Origin of the sequence: Pseudomonas gessardii (assembly GCF_001983165.1) — a bacterium.
Taxonomy (GTDB): Bacteria; Pseudomonadota; Gammaproteobacteria; order Pseudomonadales; family Pseudomonadaceae; genus Aquipseudomonas; species Aquipseudomonas gessardii.
In genome coordinates, this window is record NZ_MNPU01000001.1 from 174,871 (window position 1) to 193,313 (window position 18,443).

Here is an 18,443-nt window from a genome sequence, read left to right on the forward strand (position 1 = left end):
GTCGGACGGCGAGCAGTGCCTGGCTTGGTTATTTGGGCTGTAAATTCTACAAAATTCATCAAGTTGTATCGAAATTGTCTCGATTGTCCGATCCCGTGTTGATAACAGTTGAACATCCAATGGTCGTGGATTAAGTTTCCACCGTTCGCCCTGCAGTGATGGCTCTTTACCGGTTCAGGGATGGCGAGGCTGTCGGTGCGGGGCGAACCACCTTTTTATTTTTTGACGGCGCTCATTGCCATTGTGTTGCGCACGCTCAACCGTTTGGAGACGCAATGGACACGCTGTCTGCTCAACAGGCCATCGCCAGTAACAAGGCCGCCTGGAACGAATCCGCCGCACACCATAAAGCGACCGAGCACTGGCAAGGCCTGCTTGAGGCCGTTGGCGAGCCGGGGTTCAGTTGCCTGGATCCGACCCTGACCGCCCTATTGTTGCAAGTGGGGATCAAGGGCCGGGACGCGGTACAACTGGGGTGCAATAACGGCCGTGAAAGCCTGTCGCTGTATGGGCTTGGCGCCAGCAGCGTGGTCGGGATCGACCAGTCCGATGCGTTTCTTGCCCAGGCTGCGGAACTGGCCAGCCGGTCGCCACATTCACCTGAGTTTATCGAAACCGATATTCATCATTTACCCGAGCGCCTGCACGGGCGGTTTGACATCGCCCTGATCACCATCGGCGTGCTGAATTGGATGCCGGATATCGCGCTGTTTATGCGGCATGTCGCCAGCACCCTGAAAGCAGGGGGGACGCTGGTGATCTACGAGACCCATCCGTTCCTGGAAGTGTTCGACCCCCAAGCTGCCAACCCGATGTTGCCGGCCACTTCATACTTTCGCCGCGAGCCTTTTGTGCAGCACGAGGCAATTGTCTATGAGGGGGCGAGCAAGGGGGCCGCGGCTGCCTCTTACTGGTTCGTGCATACCCTGGGGGAGATTGTCAGCGCGGCCATCGCGGCGGGGTTGCAGTTGCGGCATCTGCAGGAGTACCCACACTCCAATCGTGAAGAAGTCTACGACCAGTACGAGGACCAGGCGGCGCAATTGCCGATGTGCTACACCCTGACCGCCGTCAAGTGCCCGGCCTGAAAAAGCCAGGCAAAAAAAGGCCCGCTGGGGCGGCGGGCCAAGGGATTTACTTGAGGAGTTGGGTTCAACTTATCGCGCCAAACGTGAAGCGTTTGTGAAAATCCTGTCGCTAAAACGGATGCCGCCCAACCCCCTCAAGCCCGGCGCACGAAGGTGCGCATTATCTGCCCTGGCGTCGTACTGAAATGCGTCGGCCGGGGCATGCCTTCATCTGCTGCGATAAACACGAAGCGCTCATCTTCCAGGGTGTAGCTCGCAGGCAGGCATTTGCCGGCGTCGGCCCCGATGGCATCGATCCAGGTAATGCTCTTGGGCGTGGTGCGGGCGTCCAGGGTAAAACACCCCTCCAGCAAGACCTTGCCATCGAGGGTCATGACCTGGAATCGATCCCCCTCAATTGTGGTTAGCGCACCGGGCGCACTGTGTTCATCCGGTGGGTTGGCGATGCCGCTGTCTTCCAGGGCGATCTGCTCCCAAGTGCCTTGCAGGGCCTGTCGATCCCGTTCGGTCGGGCACGGGGTGGCGTGGGAAGAGGGCAATGGCATGCAAAAACTCCTGTTTTGATAAGGCCTCAATGGCGGGCTCGCCGACAGCAAGAAATGTTTCCTGTCGAGTTTGGTTATTAGGTTTTGTAGGAAATCTCCCAAAGTTGTGCGCCTGTCGGGTTTTTTCCTTTGCCAGCAGATATTTAAAACGATTTTGGCCTATCGTGAGAAGGATGTTTCTTGATATGTCATCTACGCTGAGCGGCGTCCTATATGACATTAATCTTTCTGAAGGAAAACAATCTCGATGCGGTAGGGACTTTTTCAGTGACTGAATGGTCGGATGACCGTTGCCTTATGTCGTATTAGCCATATCCAGGGCGTTGTCCCTGCATTCTCAATTGGTTATTCAGATCTATTGTGTAGTGGGCAGCCAGTGTCCACTTTTTGAAGGGTGTCCCCATTTTGAATAGAACTCCTCAGGTTCAAGCCCCCGTGGTGTCTGATGAAATTGATTTATTTGACCTGTTCCACTCGATCTGGCGGCAAAAGAAACTGGTAATCGGTTGTACCCTTTTTGCAGGCCTGGTGGGCGTTGGCTACGCGTTGTTGGCCCCCCGTGAGTACCAGGTCAGCAGTGTGCTGCGCCCTGCGGCTATCAATGAGTTGGATGCCCTCAATCGTTCCGAAGTCTACAAGTTGCCGCCGGCGGACGCGCTGGCCAAAGTGGGCGCGCAACTGGATTCGTACGATGCGCGACTGAGCTTCTTCAAGGCCAACCCGGCGTTGTTCCAGGCGTTCCAGAAGCCGGGGCGCAGCCTGGAACAGAGTTTCGAGGCGTTCAACCGCAACTCGATCAAGCTGATCCTGCCTGACCCGAAGAAAGCGGACTCCTTGAGCAGCTATATTCGCCTCGAACTGCAATACCCCACGGATATGGACGGGGTGGCGATTCTCAACGGGTTTGTCGACTACGCCATTGCCGCCGAGCGCGAACAAGTGGGCGCCGACCTGAAGGTGATCGTCAACAATCGCCTCACTGAGCTCAAAGGCAAGATTGACGCAGCACGCGCCAATTACGAAACCGACAAGGAATCGAAAATCGCCAAGCTGCTCGAAGGCGACAAGCTCAAGCGCGCCCAGCTTGAAGATGAACTCAGCGCCTTGCGCCTGCAGATGAAAATGCAGCGCTCCAACCGCTTGGCCGAGCTCAATGAAGCCATTTCGATTGCCAAGTCCATGGGCATCAAGAACCCGACCACCCCGTCGTCCATGGCCGATGCCGGGCGCAACGGCTCCAGCCAGGTGATGCGCACCGAGGTCAACAACCAGCAGATTCCCCTGTACTTCCTGGGTACTGAGGCCCTGGAAGCCGAGCGCACGGCCTTGCAGCAGCGGACCAGCGACGACTTCACCAACAGCCGTGTCGCGGAAATCGGCAAGGAACTGCAGTTGCTGGAGGTCAATCGCCAGGTCGAGGTTATGAAGCGGCGGGGCAATGAAGATATTTTCCTGCAGGATGTCGAGCCCTTGCGTGCTGAAGTGGCCCGCCTGCGCGGCCTGAATATCGATATGAGTGCCTTGAAGCTGGTGACGATTGACCGGCGCGCCCAGGAGCCGCTGAGCCCGATCAAGCCGAAGAAAGTCCTGGTGGTTGCCTTGAGCCTGGTGGCCGGGTTGCTGTTGGGGATGTTTATTGCGCTGGTTCGCCATCTGGTCCTGACACGGCGTACCGTGGGCTATCCAGCCCTGGACGATGACCGCTTTACCCGGCGCGAACGCAAGGATGACCAGCCATTGGGCTGAGTCGCGCGAGGCCTTTCCCGGGCTGCGTCGCAGCCCGGCATACCCGCCACCGCACTTTCGGGGTGGCGCGGCTATACAGTTGGAAGACACCTTTTCACAATTCTTAGTTAACCTTTGGTTACAATCTGTGGCTAAAATAACTGCCATTGGCCACTATCCGAATGGTCTCCAAGACACTCGTGGGCCTGTTAACGAATTGTGATTTCAGGGGCTGCATTTTCCATTTCGGGCTCGGCAGGGCCTAAAGGGGCAGCCAGTACTCTTCTGATATGTGACGAATTCCCGTGAAACTCATCATTGTTGCCCTTTACGTTGTCTCCATTGCGTATGTACACCTGCGTGGCCGGGTGCGACATAAGCTGGGCCGGCAGTTAAGCGACCACTCGACCTTCCTTGCACCGGTCAACTGCTTCCTCTACGCGTTCTCCAGGTTGCCCGGCCGGCCTTACTTGTCGCCCAGTGACTTCCCCGACCTGAGCCCGCTGCAGGAGCATTGGCAGGTGATTCGCGAGGAAGGCCAGAACCTGATGCGGGCCGGGGAGATCAAGCGTTCGGATCAATACAACGACGTGGGTTTCAACTCGTTTTTCAAGTCGGGCTGGAAGCGTTTCTACCTCAAGTGGTACGGCGACAGTCACCCTTCGGCCATGAAGCTGTGCCCACGCACCACTGAGCTTGTGCAAAGTATCGGTTCGATCAAGGCCGCGATGTTTGCCGAATTGCCGCCAGGTTCCAGGCTGGTGCGCCATCGTGATCCCTACGCGGGTTCCTATCGTTACCACCTGGGCCTGGATACCCCCAACGATCCAGGCTGCTATATCAATGTGGACGGTGAGAACTACTACTGGCGTGACGGCGAGGCGGTGATGTTCGATGAGACGTACATCCACTACGCCGAAAACACCACGACGCAAAACCGCATCATTCTGTTCTGCGATATCGAGCGGCCCATGAAGTATCGCTGGGCGGCGGCGTTCAATCGCTGGTTCAGCCGCAACGTCATGGCCGCTGCCGGCTCGCCCAATGATGCCGGGGACAAGACCGGCGGCTTGAACCGCGCCTTTACCCGCCTGTACAAAATCCGCCTGCGGGGCAAGGAGCTGAAAAAGCGCAACCGTAGCCGCTACTACCTGGAAAAGTGGGCGATCTTCGCCGGGTTGGCGCTGCTCTTCATATTGATCTGATCTCATCCGGGGGGCATATCAGTCCGACGGATTCGTCCCCCAGTCTCTGCGCCATCTGCTGGCTGTTGCCCAGGCTCTGCAAAGCCGTGTTACACCTGCCTGGAAACTATTTAGTTACCCAGCCCGAACCCAACGCGTAGCGTGTTATCGAATGCAGGTATTCCTCGCCCCAGAGAGGCTTTGTCATGAACCGCCGTACACGCAGCCTTGTGGTGCTGGTCCTGGGCCTCGCCTTGAGTGGCGGGGCCCAGGCGCAGAACCTGCCCGGCAACAACAACCCGTATAACAGCCCGATCAAGCGGGCCAACCCCAACAGCATGCAGGGCACGCAGCCCTCGATGCCCGCCACGCGTGGCACCTACACCGCGCCTGTGCCTCGGCCGCCGACCCTGGAAAACGGTGGCATCGGCAACCGCTACCCGCAGCGTGATGCAGCCCCCGCACGTCCTGCCCCGCAACCCTCAGCCCCGACGCAAGATGCCAACGGCAATCGCCGGCCCTGAACGCAAGGAGCCCCACGGTATGTTTCTACGCAAATCTCTTTTAGCGACCTGCTGTGCCAGTGTCTTGGCCGCCGCACTGCCCGCGTTTGCTGCTGCCGATACCCGGCAGTTTCCCAGCGAGCAAGGCAGCATCAGCGTCACCCCGATTGTCAAAGGCCTGGACCACCCCTGGGCCGTGGCGTTTTTGCCAGACAAGCAGGGCTTCCTGGTTACCGAACGTCCTGGCGCGCTGCGCTTTGTGAGCAGTGATGGCAAGTTATCCGCCCCCCTGAGTGGCGTGCCGCACGTGTGGGCCAAGGGGCAGGGGGGCTTGCTGGATGTGGTGCTGTCGCCTGATTTCAAGGAGGACCGCCTGGTTTATCTGTCTTACGCGGAAGGCGGCGGCGAGGGCGGGACGGCTGGCACGGCGGTGGGGCGTGGCCGCTTGAGCGCGGACCTGAGCGGCTTGCAGGACTTCCAGGTGATCCTGCGCCAGGAGCCCAAGTTGTCTACCAGCAATCACTTTGGTTCACGCCTGGTGTTTGACCGCGATGGCTACCTGTTTGTGACATTGGGGGAAAACAACCAGCGTTCCACAGCCCAGGACCTGGACAAGTTGCAAGGCAAGGTCGTGCGGATCTACCCGGATGGCCGCGTGCCGGATGACAACCCGTTTGTCGGTCAGCCGGGGGCCCGGCCGGAGATCTGGTCCTATGGCCAGCGCAACCCCCAAGGTGCCGCACTGAACCCCTGGACCGGCACCCTCTGGGAAAACGAACACGGCCCGCGCGGTGGCGATGAAATCAATATCATCGAGCGTGGCAAGAACTACGGCTGGCCACTGGCGACCCATGGCATCAACTATTCCTTGCTGCCGATTCCCGAGGCCCTTGGCAAGACAGCAGACGGCACGGTCGGCCCGCACCATGTATGGGAAAAGTCGCCGGCCATCAGCGGCATGGCGTTCTACGACGCCGACCGGTTCAAGGCCTGGCAGCACAACTTGTTTATCGGCGCCTTGGCCAGCCAGGAGCTGATCCGCTTGCAGTTCGACGGCGATCGGGTGGTGCACGAAGAGCGCCTGCTGGGCGAGTTGAAGGCGCGCATCCGCGACGTACGCCAGGGCCCGGATGGCTTCCTGTACGTGCTCACGGATGAAGCGGATGGCGTGTTGTATCAGGTGGGTTTGCAGCAGGATTGAGCTATAAGCGGCAAGCACACTGGGTGCTTGCCGCGAAACCCCCTACAACCCCAATTCCGACAACCCCGGGTGATCATCCGGGCGCCGGCCCAGTGGCCAGTGGAATTTGCGTTCGCTTTCCTTAATCGGCATGTCGTTGATGCACGCATACCGGTTGGACATCAGGCCATCCTGGTCAAACTCCCAATTCTCGTTACCGTAGGAGCGGAACCAGTTGCCGGAGTCGTCGTGCCATTCATAGGCATAACGCACGGCGATGCGGTTGCCGGTAAAGGCCCACAGCTCCTTGATCAGGCGATAGTCCAACTCCCTGGCCCACTTGCGTGTGAGCAATGCCCGGGCCTGCTCGCGGTTGTGGGCGAATTCGGCGCGGTTACGCCACTGTGTGTCCAGGGTGTAGGCCAGCGACACGCGTTGCGGGTCACGGGAGTTCCAGCCGTCTTCGGCCAGGCGGATCTTTTCAAGCGCCGATTCCCGAGTAAAGGGCGGTAATGGCGGACGCAGGTGTGCATTGTCTGACATTTGAGAGTTCCTTCAGAACATTAATCGTTAAACCCATCCAACGTTCAAAGTGCCAATAACGTTTGCGCCATGCATTGCGCATTATCAGCAGCGGTTACATCGCCCATGATCAGGGCCATGGTAATGGCGCCATCCACCAGGATCAGCAGGTGCGCGGCCTGTTGCTCCGGGGCGGGGGTGCCATGTGCCTTGCACAGTTCGAGCAGGTACTCGAACAGTTTCTGTTTGTGCGCCTTGGCCAGCAGGCGTACCGGGTCTTGCGGGTTGCCGGTCTCGCCGCTGGTGTTGATAAAGGCGCAGCCGCGAAAGTCCGCGGAGCCAAACCAGCGCTTGAGGGCGCTGAACACGCCAAGCAAGCGCGCGCCGCTGTCAGCGTAGGGCTCGACCTCGCTGCGCAGCCACTGCAGCCAGCGCTCGTCGCGCCGCTGCAGGGCGGCGATCACCAGTTCGTCCTTGTTGGCGAAGTAGCGGTAGATGCTTTTTCTGGAGACGCCGGCGGTTTTCACCAGCAGATCCATGCCGGTGGCCGCAATGCCATGCCGGTAGATCAACTTTTCGGTGACGTCCAGGATAATGTCGCGGGTTTCACTGCTGGTCATATCGTTCATGTCGCCAACAGTAGAACGATCGTTCTTCTTGGTCAATCAATTATTTTCGGCATCCCGTGGGCAGACCTGGCCACCCCCATGGTGTAAGCTCTCGGGCTCTTCGGATTCGATCATTGCGGGCCCTATGCCGTCGTTATTCAAACGTTCCCTGTTACCCAAGTTGCGCGGTTTTCCCCTGACCGCCGATGCTATCGAGGTGCTGTCCGGCGCCGCTGAGTTTCGCCGCTGCCTGCTGGAGAACATCGCCCAGGCCCAACACCGTATCTACCTTGTCGCCTTGTACCTGCAACAGGACGAAGCGGGCCAGGAGGTGTTTGACGCGCTGCATGCCGCCAAGGCTGCGCGGCCCGAGCTGGAGATCGTGGTGATGGTGGACTGGCTGCGCGCCCAGCGCGGCCTGATCGGCGCGGGCAAGCAGCCGGGCAACAGCGCCTGGTACCAGGCGATGACCCAGGCACACCCCACGCACGTGCCGGTGTACGGGGTGCCGGTGCAAACCCGCGAGCTGTTTGGTGTGCTGCACCTGAAGGGCTTCGTGATCGATGACAGCGTGCTGTACAGCGGCGCCAGTCTCAACAATGTGTACCTGCACAAGTTCGACAAATACCGCTTCGACCGCTATCACCTGATCCACAACAAACCATTGGCCGACTCCATGCAACACCTGGTGGAGCACGGGCTGGTCGCGTCCAAGGCGGTACACCGCCTGGACCTGCCCAACCTGCCCACCACCCGCAGCCTGCGCAATGACATCGGTGACTTGCGCAGCCGGCTCAAGCACGCGACCTATGACACCACGGCCGGCCAGGCTGGCATTGGCGGGTTGTCGGTCAGCCCGTTGCTGGGGGTGGGCAAGAACAACCCGCTGAGCCGGGTGATCTGCGAGCTGATCGCCAGCGCCCAGCAGCAGTTGACCCTCTGTACCCCGTATTTCAACCTGCCGCTGCCGGTGACCCGGGAAATCAACCGTGCGCTGGCCCGTGGGGTGAAGATCGACATCATCGTCGGCGACAAGACCGCCAACGACTTCTACATCCCGCCCAGCGAACCCTTCAGGATCATCGCCGCGCTGCCGTATCTCTACGAAATCAGCCTGCGCCGCTTTGCCAAGCGCCACCAGCGCATGATCGACAGCGGCCAGCTCAGCCTGCACCTGTGGCGCGATGGGGATAACACCTATCACCTCAAGGGCATGTGGGTCGACGAGCGCTACACCTTGCTCACCGGCAACAACCTCAACCCCCGAGCCTTCCGCCTGGACCTGGAAAACGCCTTGCTGATCGACGACCCCCAGGGCCAGTGGCTGGCGCCACGGCGCAGCGAGCTTGCAGAGATTTTCCGGCATGCCACGCGGATCCAGGGCTACCAGCAGTTGCAGACGCTGGTGGATTACCCCGAAGCCGTTGGCAAGTTCTTGCGCCGGGTCAGCCGGGTGCGGGTCGAGCGCTTGCTGTACCGGATCCTCTAGTGGCGCGGTGCCGGCCAGAGCGCAACGAGCAACAACAGGGCGGCGGCGACCAGGTAGGGTAGCCGCGGTTCGACGGCATAGATCAGGGTGGCGGCCAGGGGCCCGACCACCACGCCCAAGCCTTGCGCCGCACCCACCGAGCCGGCGGTGGCGCCTTGTTCCGAGGCCTCCACCGCATTGGCCGCCAGGGCGGCAAACGCCGGGAAGATCCAGCCCATGCCCGCCGCCGAGACGAAGAAGCACAGCCAGAGGATCCACGCCGTATCGGCGAACATGCTGCCGGCAAAGCCCAGGGCGGCGACGATGGCGCCGACGCGGATCATCCGCAGCGGTGGCCACTCCAGTTTACGCACCAGCAACTGCGAGCAGATCAAGGCCAGGCCCACCATCGTCAGGGCGATCCCGGCGGTTTGGGCGGCGTCAGCCGGGTTCATTTTCAGGCGATCAAGGGCGAAAAAACCCACGGTGATCTGGGCGATGGACACACACAACATGGCGACAAAGGCCACCACCAGCGGGCGGCGCAGGCGTGGGTCCGCGAGGTTGACGGCCTTGGGCGGTTGCTTGAGGTGCAGTTCCTGGCGGGGCAGTTTTACCAGCAGCACCAAAAAGCCCGCCATTGGCAACAGCGCCATGGCATAGAACGGCAGGCTCAGGCTGTAGCGGGCCAGCAGCGCGGCAATCGCCGGCCCCAGCACCAGGCCACAGGCGTTGGCCGCCCCCAGCGAGGCCATGGCCTGGGTGCGGTGGGCCGGCTCGATATTGTCCGCGATCAGCGCGTAGCCACCGACCGGGATCGCGGCGTAGAACACCCCGATCAACCCGCGCCCCAGCACCAGCCCGATAAACGCCAGCATGGCCGAGGGCAGCAGTTGCAGGGAGGCATCGATAAACACGCACAGCGCCCAGTACGCCAGGGTGAAGCCGCCGGTGCCCAGCAGCAGCACCCGCCGCCGGCCCAGGCGGTCACTGGCCTGGCCCCAGGGGCGCGCCAGCAGCATCCAGATCACCCCGGACACCGTCACCGCCGCCCCCGCCTGCCAGGTCGCCAGCCCCAGCACCCGGGCGATGGGGCCGATCAGCGAGACAAACGCCATCATCGCCATGGTGCAGGCCATATTGGCGATCAGCAGGGGGCGCAGGTTGAATGTCACTGGAGTGGGCAAGGCAGCATCAAGGCTGGCGGCTGAATCAGGCATGGGAAATCTTCCGTGAATAGGATCGATTGAACGTTATAGGTAAGACGGCTAAACACAAAGCGCGATTAACCACGATGATACAAATCCACAGCCCACGCGCGCGCGGCATCGGTGCGCAATTTGGGTTTCTCATCTGCCCACACGCTCCTACAATGGCCAACCTACAAGCTTGAGCCCTGGCCCATGTCGGAAAAAGACACAATCTCCATCCACCTGGTTGGCGAAGCCCTGTTGCAGAGCTGTGCCCCCGGTGCAGCGACGTGGGAGGCCCTGAACAAGGTCGGGATCGACCCCGTGTTGCTGGAGCAGCCCGCCGCCCGGGTCCCGGCGCTGGCGTACGCCCGGCTCTGGCGCTTGCTGGCGCGGCGCCGGGATGATGAGTTCTTTGGCATGGACCCACGCAAGCTCAAATCCGGCAGCCTGGCGTTCCTGTGTCATGCCTCCATGGCCCAGCCCACCCTGGGCGAGGCCCTGGAAACCGGCCTGGGCTTCCTGTCGTTGATGCTCGAACACCTGCCCGCGCAATTAGTGCGCCAGCAAAGCCTGGCGGAAATCGTCTTGCTGGAACCCGAGCCCGAACCGCGGCGGGCGTTCACCTATTTTTGCTACTGGATGATCGTCCACGGTGTTGCTTGCTGGTTGGCCGGCCGGCGCATCCCGATCCTGGCGATTGAACTGCGCGGCGCGCAGCCGGCGTTTTGTGAGGATTACCAGGTGATGTTCTCTGACAACCTGCGCTTCGACCGGCCCCGCACCCGGATGATCTTCTCGGCTGACTGCCTCGACCTGCCGATCAAGCGCAGCCCCGAGGAGCTCAAGCGCTTCCTGGCCCATGCGCCCGCCAACATCCTGGTCAAATACCGCGACCCGGACAGCCTGGCGATGCGCATCAAGCATGACCTGCGCCAACAGCCGGCCCAGCAGTGGCCGGAAACCGAAAGCCTGGCCCAGCAATTGTGCATGTCCGCGTCCACCCTGCGTCGGCGGCTGGCGGAAGAAGGGCAGACCTACCAGGGGCTCAAGGACAGCGTGCGCAAGGAGTTGGCGATTGTCTGGCTGGCCGAAGCCGAGATCAGCTTTGCCGAGATTGCCAGTCGCCTGGGTTTTGCCGATGTGAGTTCGTTCTACAAGGCTTTTCGCAAATGGTCGGGATCCAATCCTGGGCATTACCGTAGTTTGATCCTCACCGAAGTCAACTGATCGCACAGACAAAAAAAGCCCCATGACCGAATGGACCACGGGGCTAAAAATTGGTTGGATGCGACCAACCAAAGGAGCTCTGTCTACATCATTGGCGGCTGGCGACCACCGTTTCGGGCTGCCAGCCACCACCCAGTGCCTTGTAGATCGCCACGATGCCGCGATACAGGTCCACTTCGGCCAGGGCCTGGGCGTCTTCGGCGAGCAGGCGCTCGCGCTGGGCGTCGAGTAGCACGAGGAAGTCGGCGGTGCCTTCGCGGTAGCGGATCTCGGCCAGGTCGGCGGCGGCGCGGCTGGATTCGCTCTGGCGGATCAGCGAGACCAGACGTTGCTGGCGCTTGCCGTAGTCGCTGAAGGCGTTCTCTGACTCTTCCAAGGCCAGCAAGACTTGCTGCTCGTAGGTGGCCAGGGCGCCATCGGCCTCGGCATCGGCACCGCGCAAACGCGCGCGTACGCTGCCCAGGTCAAAGGCGGCCCAGGTGATGCTCGGGCCCAGGGCCCAGGCATTGGCGGCCGATGAACCGATCTGCGAACCGCGGCCAGCCGTAAACCCGAGGAAACCACTGAGGCTGACCCGTGGAAACAGGTCGGCCTTGGCCACGCCGATACGCGCGGTGGCGGCTGCCAGTTTGCGTTCGGCGCTGAGAATGTCCGGGCGCCGTTGCAGCAGTTGCCCCGGGTCGCCAATCGGCAAGGCCTTGGCAATCGCCGGCAGGTCGGCCGGGCTCAGGTCCACCGTGAGTTTGTCCGGGCGCTGGCCGAGCAGGGTGGCGATGCGATTGCGCTCGCGCACTTGCTCGGCCTGCAATTGCGGCACGCTGGCCTCGACCGCCGCCAGGCGCGCATCGGCACGCACCACGTCCAGTTGGTCGCCGACGCCGGCATCGCGCAGGCTTTCGGTGATGGTGCGCGAATCCTGCTGGTTCTTCAGGTTGGCCAGGGCGATTTTTTCCCGCAGTTGCGCGCCGCGCAGTTGGCCGTAGGCGTCCACCAGTTCGGCAATCATCGTGACTTGCAGTTGGTAGAGGTCGGCCTCGGCCGCTTGCTGGTCGGCGTCACTGGCTTGCAGGTTACGTTGGATACGGCCAAACAGGTCCAGCTCCCAGGCCATGTCCAGGCCCAGGTCATAGCGCTCGCTACTGACTCGGCGGGTAGTCTGGCCGGGGATCTGGCCCTTGGCCAAATCACTGCTGGCACGGCTGGTGATGGTTGGCATTGCATCATTGCTGGCGTCATCGCGAATCGCCCGGGCGGCCCGCAGGCGGGCAAAGGCGACCCGCAAGTCACGGTTGCCACTCAACGACTGGAGGACCAACTGGTTAAGGGTCGGGTCCTCGAACTGCTGCCACCAGATGCCTTCAAACTTGGCGTGGTCGTACTGCCGGGCATCGGCGGCGGCGGTGATAGTGGCCGCCTCCAATGGCTGGGTTTTATAGTCCGGGCCCACGGCACAGGCGCTGAGCGCCAACACCAGCAGGCTCGGCAGGAACACCTTCACACTCATTGCTGTGTCTCCAGCTTCAAGGCCTTGGCCGCTTTGCGCGCATCGCTGCGCTCCACATAACGACGGATCAACACGTAGAACACGGGCGTCAGCAACAGGCCGAAGAACGTCACCCCGATCATCCCGGAGAACACGGCTACACCCATGGCATGACGCATCTCGGCACCCGCGCCGCTGGAGAGCACCAGGGGCACCACGCCCATGATGAAGGCGAACGAGGTCATCAGGATCGGCCGCAGACGCAGGCGGCAGGCTTCCAGCACCGCAGCCAGCGGGTCGAGGCCTTCTTGCTGTTTATCCTTGGCGAATTCGACAATCAGAATCGCGTTCTTACAGGCCAGGCCCACCAGGACGATCAAGCCGATCTGGGTAAAGATGTTGTTGTCGCCACCGGACAGAATCACCCCGGTAATGGCCGACAGCAGGGTCATCGGCACAATCAGGATCACCGCCAACGGCAGGCTCCAGCTTTCGTATTGGGCGGCCAGTACCAGGAACGCCAGCAAGACACACAGCGGGAACACGAACAGCGCGGTATTGCCCGAGAGGATTTGCTGATAGGTCAGGTCGGTCCACTCGTAGGTCATGCCGTTGGGCAGTTCCTCTTTCAACAGTTTCTCGATCGCCTCTTGCGCCTGGCCCGAGCTGTAGCCAGGGGCGGCGTTGCCGTTGATCTCGGCGGTGATAAAGCCGTTGTAGTGCATCACGCGGTCCGGCCCCGAGGTGTCGCTGACCTTGATAAAGGTCGCCAGCGGGATCATCTCGCCCTTGTTGTTGCGCACTTTCAACTGGCCGATCTGCTCGTCTTCAAGACGGAACTGCTGCTCGGCCTGGACGTTGACCTGGTAGGTACGGCCAAAGCGGTTGAAGTCGTTGGCATACAACGAGCCCAGGTAGATCTGCAGGGTGTCGAAGATGTCGCTGATCGCCACGCCGTGGGTCTTGGCCTTTTCACGGTCGATGGCGGCATCGACCTGGGGCACGTTGACCGTGTAGCTGGTGAACAGGCCAAACAGTTCCGGCACGTTGTGGCTCTTGGTGATGATGTTCTGCACTTCTTTGTACAGTTCCTCGTAGCCCAGGTTGCCGCGGTCTTCGACTTGCAGGCGGAACCCGCCGATGGTACCCAGGCCCTGTACCGGCGGCGGTGGGAAGATCGCCATGTAGGCTTCCTGGATATCGGCGTACTTGCCGTTCAGGGCACCCGCGATTGCTCCGGCGGACATACTCGCGTCCTTGCGCTGGTCAAACGGCTTCAAGGTCACGAACACAATGCCGCTGTTGGGGCTGTTGGTGAAGCCGTTGATCGACAGGCCGGGGAAGGCCACGGCGCTTTCCACACCCGGTTGCTTGAGGGCGATATCCGACATGCGCTTGATCACGTCTTCGGTGCGATCCAGGCTGGAAGCGTCCGGCAGTTGGGCGAAGGCCACCAGGTATTGCTTGTCCTGGGCCGGGACGAAACCGGTCGGGGTGTGGGCAAAGCCAAACCAGGTCAGGACCATCAGGCCGGCATACAGGAACAGGGCGATGCCACTGCCACGGATCACCCGGCGCACGGTGCTGACGTAGCCACCGCTGGCCCGCTCGAAGAAGCGGTTGAACGGGCGGAACAGCCAGCCTCCGAACAGCTTGTCGAGCACCTTGGAGAAGCGATCCTTGGGCGCGTCATGGCTGCGCAGCAACACGGCGGCCAGGGCCGGGGACAAGGTCAGGGAGTTGAAGGCCGAGATCACGGTGGAAATCGCAATGGTCAAGGCGAACTGCTTGTAGAACTGCCCGGTCAGGCCGCTGATAAAGGCCGCCGGAACAAACACCGCACACAGCACCAACGCAGTGGCAATGATCGGGCCGGTCACTTCGCTCATGGCTTTTTCGGTGGCCGGGAACGGTTCCAGGCCCAGCTCGATATTACGTTCGACGTTCTCCACCACCACAATGGCGTCGTCCACCACGATACCGATGGCCAGCACCAGGCCGAACAGTGACAGCGCATTGAGCGAGAAGCCAAACAGGTGCATCACGGCAAAGGTGCCGATCAACGAGACCGGCACGGCCACCAACGGAATGATCGAGGCGCGCCAAGTCTGCAAGAACAGGATCACCACCAGCACCACGAGGACCAGGGCTTCAAACAGGGTATGCACCACAGCCTCGATGGAGCCACGCACGAAGATGGTCGGGTCATAGACGATGCTGAAGTCCATGCCTTCGGGGAAACTCTTTTTCAGCTCCGCCATCTTGTCGCGCACTTCGTTGGAGATCTGGATCGCATTGGAGCCAGGGCGCTGGAAGATCGGCAGTGCGACCGCCGGCTGGTTGTTGAGCAATGAGCGCAAGGCGTATTGGCTGGAGCCCAATTCGACCCGGGCAATGTCCTTGAGGCGGGTGATTTCACCGTTATCGCCGGCACGGATAATGATGTTCTCGAACTCGTCCTCGGTGACCAGGCGCCCCTGGGTGTTGACGGACAGCTGGAAGCTGGTGGCCGTCGGCGCGGGTGGCGCGCCCAGCGCACCGGCCGCTACCTGGCGGTTCTGTTCGCGGATCGCAGTCACCACATCGGTGGCGGTCAGGTTGCGCGAGGCGGTCTTGTTCGGATCCAGCCACACCCGCAATGAGTAGTCGCCCATACCGAACAACTGCACATCACCGACACCCCCCAGGCGCGCCAGCTCATCCTTGATATTGAGGATGGCGTAGTTGGACAGGTAGAGCATGTCGTAGCGCTGGTCCGGGGAGGTCAAGTGCACCACCATGGTCAGGTCGGGAGAGGCCTTGTCCACGGTGATCCCGATGCGCGTCACTTCTTCCGGCAGTTTGGGCTGGGTGCGGGTCACCCGGTTCTGCACCTGCACCTGTGCATTGTCCAGGTCAGTGCCCAGGGCGAAGGTGATGGTCAGGGTGAGCTTGCCGTCGGCGGTCGACTGCGAGGACATGTAGAGCATGTTCTCGACGCCGGTGATTGCCTGTTCCAGCGGCGCGGCCACGGTTTCCCCGATGACCTTGGGGTTGGCGCCGGGGAAGTTGGCACGCACGACCACGGTCGGCGGCACCACTTCCGGGTATTCGCTGATCGGTAATTGGAACAGCGAAATCGCGCCGGCGATCAGGATCAGCAGCGACAGGACCGCTGCGAAGATCGGCCGCGAAATGAAGAACTTGGAAAAATTCATCTTGTGTGTAGTCCCTTAACCGCGTGGAGTCGTGACACTGGCGAGCTTGGACGCGGTTTTATTTTGCGGGGCGACTTGTTCCAGGTTGCTGGCTTCAAGCGCTTGTCGTTGTTTGGCCAAGGCGGCGAGGGTGGCCTGGCTGGCCATCGGGACGGTTTGCGGGGCGACCGGCGATCCCGGGCGTACCCGTTGCAGGCCCTTGACGATAATGGTGTCGTCCTTGCTCAGGCCGCTGCGCACGATACGCAGGCCTTCGATCTTCGGCCCCAGTTCCACGGCGCGGTAGGCCGCCTTGTTGTCGCCCTCCATCACCAGCACGAATTTCTTGCCCAGGTCGGTGCCCACGGCTTCGTCAGTGATCAACACGGCGGAGTAGGTGCCGCTGCCCACCAATTTCAGGCGCGCATACAGGCCGGGGGTGAAACGCCCGTCAGTGTTATCGAACACGGCACGGCCACGGATGGTGCCGGTGGCCGGGTTGACCTGGTTGTCGACAAAGTTCATCTGGCCCAGGTGCGGGTTGCCGTCTTCATTGGACAGGCCCAGGTACACCGGGGTGGTCGCGCCGCGACGGCCCTGGCGCGCCAGCTCGGTGTACTTGAGGTACACACGCTCATCGGCGTCGAAATAGGCGTAGACCTTGTCGGTGGAGACCACGCTGGTCAACTCGGTGACATCGGCGGTGACCAGGTTGCCGGCGGTGATCGCGGCGCGGCTGACACGGCCACTGATGGGCGAGGTGACCCGGGTGAAACTCAGGTTCAGGCGGGCCAGGTCCAGTTGTGCCTGAATCCCGGCCACGGCGGCGCGGGCTTCCTGGGCGGCGGTGGTGCGCGAGTCGGCCAGTTCGGCGGAAATCGCATTGCTCTGGCGCAGGCGCTCGCCACGCTGGGCCTCGTTGTCACTGCGCGAGGCGGCGGCGCGGGTTTGTTGCAACTGGGCTTCAAGGCGACGCACTTCAGCCTGGAACGGACGCGGGTCGATCTGGAACAGCAGGTCGCCTTTTTTCACCAGCGCGCCCTCGGTAAAGGCTACCTGATCGATCTGGCCCGACACGCGTGGACGGATTTGCACGGTTTCCGGCGCTTCCAGGCGGCCGGTGAATTCATCCCATTCGTTGACCGGTTGTTCCAGGACCTTGGCAACGCTGACTTTGCTGGCGGGCATGGCAGCGGCCTGCTCGGGGGCCTTGCCGCATGCGCTTAACACCAGCACGGCCAAAAGGGCCAGGGGATAGCGCAAATGTTTGAGTGACTGTTCCATGAGGTGCATCCGCCAATCTATTTGAGATGGGCGGATCATGCTCGGCCTGTGTGCTATCTCACGAATCGAATGAAACAAAGGTAACTATCATTCGGAATGATATAAGCGTCAGCCAAGCCTTCTAGGATGGGGGTTTTGTTAGGGGGCTATCAATCCCATTGATGACAAGACACTGTTGCGCGAACTGCAACCCAGCAAAACGCCGGCTTGCTGGTACGCTGGCATGCGACACGGGCGCAACCCTAGCGGCTGCGCCAGACCAGGGCCGGGATGAGGCGGATATAAATCAGCTCAAACACCAGCTCGATCAAGGTCTGGGTGATGACGGCAGCGGCGGCCAGCGCGCGGAGCTCTTCCGGCAGCGCCAGCGCCAGCGGCAGGACCACCAGCGAGTTGCGGGTTGCGCTGCTGAACGTAACCGAACGCGCGGTGGTTGCCGGCAAACCAAAGGCCCGGGCCGTCAGCGCGCCGACCACGGGCGCCAGCAGCATAAAGCCTAAATAGACGGGCACCACCGGCAGCAACTGTGCAAACGCCTGCGCAACCAAGGCGATCTGCGACCCCATCACCACGATCAACACCGCCGCCATGGCCGGTACGGGCATCCACGCCCAAGCGTCGTTCCAGCGTTCGACCATACGCGAGCGCCGGGCCCCGGCGCCGGTCAGCACCGCCAGCAGCAGTGGCAGCACGATCAGCAGCAAAAAGGCCTCGACAAACGGGCCGATGGCGATCGCCACCGCCGCGTCGCCGGCCGGTATCAACGCCAGGTACAGCGGCAGCAGCGACAACTGCAGCAACAGCAAGACCGGGGTGGCGGCCAGCGTCAGCCGGGCATCGCCTTTGCCAAGATGGGTAAACACCACCACGTAGTCGATGCACGGCGTGAGCAGCACCAGCAATGCACCGATCAGGATGGCCGGCCGGTCGTGCAAGCCGAGGGTCAGGCCCCAGACCAGCAGCGGGATCAACACAAAGTTGGCGACCAGCAGCGCCGCCATAAAGCGTTTGTTGGCAAGCCCCTGGCGCAGTTGCAGAAACGGGATCTGCAGGAACATGGCGTACATCAGCACGGCAATTGCCGGGGTTACCAGGGCGCCAAGACCCGGTGCGGCCTGCGGGGCGAGCAGGCCTGCGAGGGCCGCGCCGATAACGGCGACGAGGTAGACGGGGATCTGGTTCTGCTCAAGTTGCTCTCGGGTCACGGGGTGTCCTGGTCACGGAGGCGGGGCGGTCTGCGCCGTGCAGGGTAACCGA

At 61.7% G+C, this 18,443-nt stretch carries 15 protein-coding genes; 7 read left to right on the forward strand and 8 right to left on the reverse strand.

Annotated elements, in window-relative coordinates; all coding sequences use genetic code 11:
- Positions 1-275: 275 nt before the first annotated feature.
- Positions 276-1,088, forward strand: a complete 813-nt coding sequence (locus tag BLL38_RS00795; RefSeq protein ID WP_076960864.1) for a class I SAM-dependent methyltransferase — start codon at positions 276-278, stop codon at positions 1,086-1,088.
- Between the two features lie 134 nt (positions 1,089-1,222).
- Here BLL38_RS00795 and BLL38_RS00800 read toward each other — a convergent pair whose 3' ends face one another.
- A complete protein-coding gene (locus BLL38_RS00800) occupies positions 1,223-1,633 on the reverse strand; it encodes a TIGR03067 domain-containing protein (RefSeq protein WP_076960865.1) in 411 nt (136 codons plus the stop codon).
- A gap of 405 nt (positions 1,634-2,038) precedes the next feature.
- On the opposite strand from BLL38_RS00800, the gene BLL38_RS00805 reads away from it, so the two are divergent.
- From BLL38_RS00805 to BLL38_RS00820, 4 genes are all read left to right on the forward strand, one after another.
- Positions 2,039-3,379: an LPS O-antigen chain length determinant protein WzzB gene (locus tag BLL38_RS00805; RefSeq protein ID WP_076960866.1), complete on the forward strand. Its 1,341-nt coding sequence runs from the start codon at positions 2,039-2,041 to the stop codon at positions 3,377-3,379.
- Between the two features lie 284 nt (positions 3,380-3,663).
- Positions 3,664-4,563, forward strand: a complete 900-nt coding sequence (gene lpxO, locus BLL38_RS00810) for a lipid A hydroxylase LpxO (RefSeq protein ID WP_076960867.1) — start codon at positions 3,664-3,666, stop codon at positions 4,561-4,563.
- 185 nt (positions 4,564-4,748) lie between these two features.
- Positions 4,749-5,066 (forward strand): hypothetical protein, encoded by a 318-nt coding sequence (locus BLL38_RS00815; protein WP_076960868.1) that lies wholly within the window; start codon positions 4,749-4,751, stop codon positions 5,064-5,066.
- A gap of 19 nt (positions 5,067-5,085) precedes the next feature.
- On the forward strand, positions 5,086-6,246 hold the full coding sequence (locus BLL38_RS00820; protein WP_076960869.1) for a PQQ-dependent sugar dehydrogenase: 1,161 nt from the start codon (positions 5,086-5,088) through the stop codon (positions 6,244-6,246).
- 42 nt (positions 6,247-6,288) lie between these two features.
- Here the strand turns inward: BLL38_RS00820 and BLL38_RS00825 are convergent, their stop codons facing one another.
- Together BLL38_RS00825 and BLL38_RS00830 are read right to left on the reverse strand one after the other, a co-directional pair.
- Complete coding sequence (locus tag BLL38_RS00825; protein ID WP_076960870.1) at positions 6,289-6,768, reverse strand: nuclear transport factor 2 family protein; 480 nt, start codon at positions 6,766-6,768, stop codon at positions 6,289-6,291.
- A gap of 44 nt (positions 6,769-6,812) precedes the next feature.
- Positions 6,813-7,376, reverse strand: a complete 564-nt coding sequence (locus tag BLL38_RS00830; protein ID WP_076960871.1) for a TetR/AcrR family transcriptional regulator — start codon at positions 7,374-7,376, stop codon at positions 6,813-6,815.
- A gap of 124 nt (positions 7,377-7,500) precedes the next feature.
- On the opposite strand from BLL38_RS00830, the gene pssA reads away from it, so the two are divergent.
- The gene (gene pssA, locus BLL38_RS00835; protein WP_076960872.1) at positions 7,501-8,844 is read left to right on the forward strand and encodes a CDP-diacylglycerol--serine O-phosphatidyltransferase; all 1,344 of its coding nucleotides are present in this window, start codon (positions 7,501-7,503) and stop codon (positions 8,842-8,844) included.
- Here the strand turns inward: pssA and BLL38_RS00840 are convergent.
- Positions 8,841-10,043, reverse strand: a complete 1,203-nt coding sequence (locus BLL38_RS00840) for an MFS transporter (protein ID WP_076960873.1) — start codon at positions 10,041-10,043, stop codon at positions 8,841-8,843. The genes pssA and BLL38_RS00840 overlap by 4 nt on opposite strands.
- Before the next feature lie 183 nt (positions 10,044-10,226).
- On the opposite strand from BLL38_RS00840, the gene BLL38_RS00845 reads away from it, so the two are divergent.
- On the forward strand, positions 10,227-11,243 hold the full coding sequence (locus BLL38_RS00845; protein WP_076960874.1) for an AraC family transcriptional regulator: 1,017 nt from the start codon (positions 10,227-10,229) through the stop codon (positions 11,241-11,243).
- Between the two features lie 88 nt (positions 11,244-11,331).
- Here the strand turns inward: BLL38_RS00845 and BLL38_RS00850 are convergent, their stop codons facing one another.
- The 4 genes from BLL38_RS00850 to BLL38_RS00865 form a co-directional block, all read right to left on the reverse strand.
- Positions 11,332-12,747 (reverse strand): efflux transporter outer membrane subunit, encoded by a 1,416-nt coding sequence (locus BLL38_RS00850; protein WP_076960875.1) that lies wholly within the window; start codon positions 12,745-12,747, stop codon positions 11,332-11,334.
- Positions 12,744-15,923, reverse strand: coding sequence for an efflux RND transporter permease subunit (locus BLL38_RS00855; RefSeq protein WP_076960876.1), 3,180 nt, complete (start codon positions 15,921-15,923; stop codon positions 12,744-12,746). The genes BLL38_RS00850 and BLL38_RS00855 overlap by 4 nt, the downstream gene beginning before the upstream one ends.
- A gap of 15 nt (positions 15,924-15,938) precedes the next feature.
- The gene (mexE, locus tag BLL38_RS00860) at positions 15,939-17,186 is read right to left on the reverse strand and encodes a multidrug efflux RND transporter periplasmic adaptor subunit MexE (protein WP_076961133.1); all 1,248 of its coding nucleotides are present in this window, start codon (positions 17,184-17,186) and stop codon (positions 15,939-15,941) included.
- Between the two features lie 242 nt (positions 17,187-17,428).
- Entirely contained in the window at positions 17,429-18,391 is a 963-nt protein-coding gene (locus tag BLL38_RS00865; protein ID WP_076960877.1) for an arsenic resistance protein, read from the reverse strand.
- Positions 18,392-18,443 lie beyond the last annotated feature (52 nt).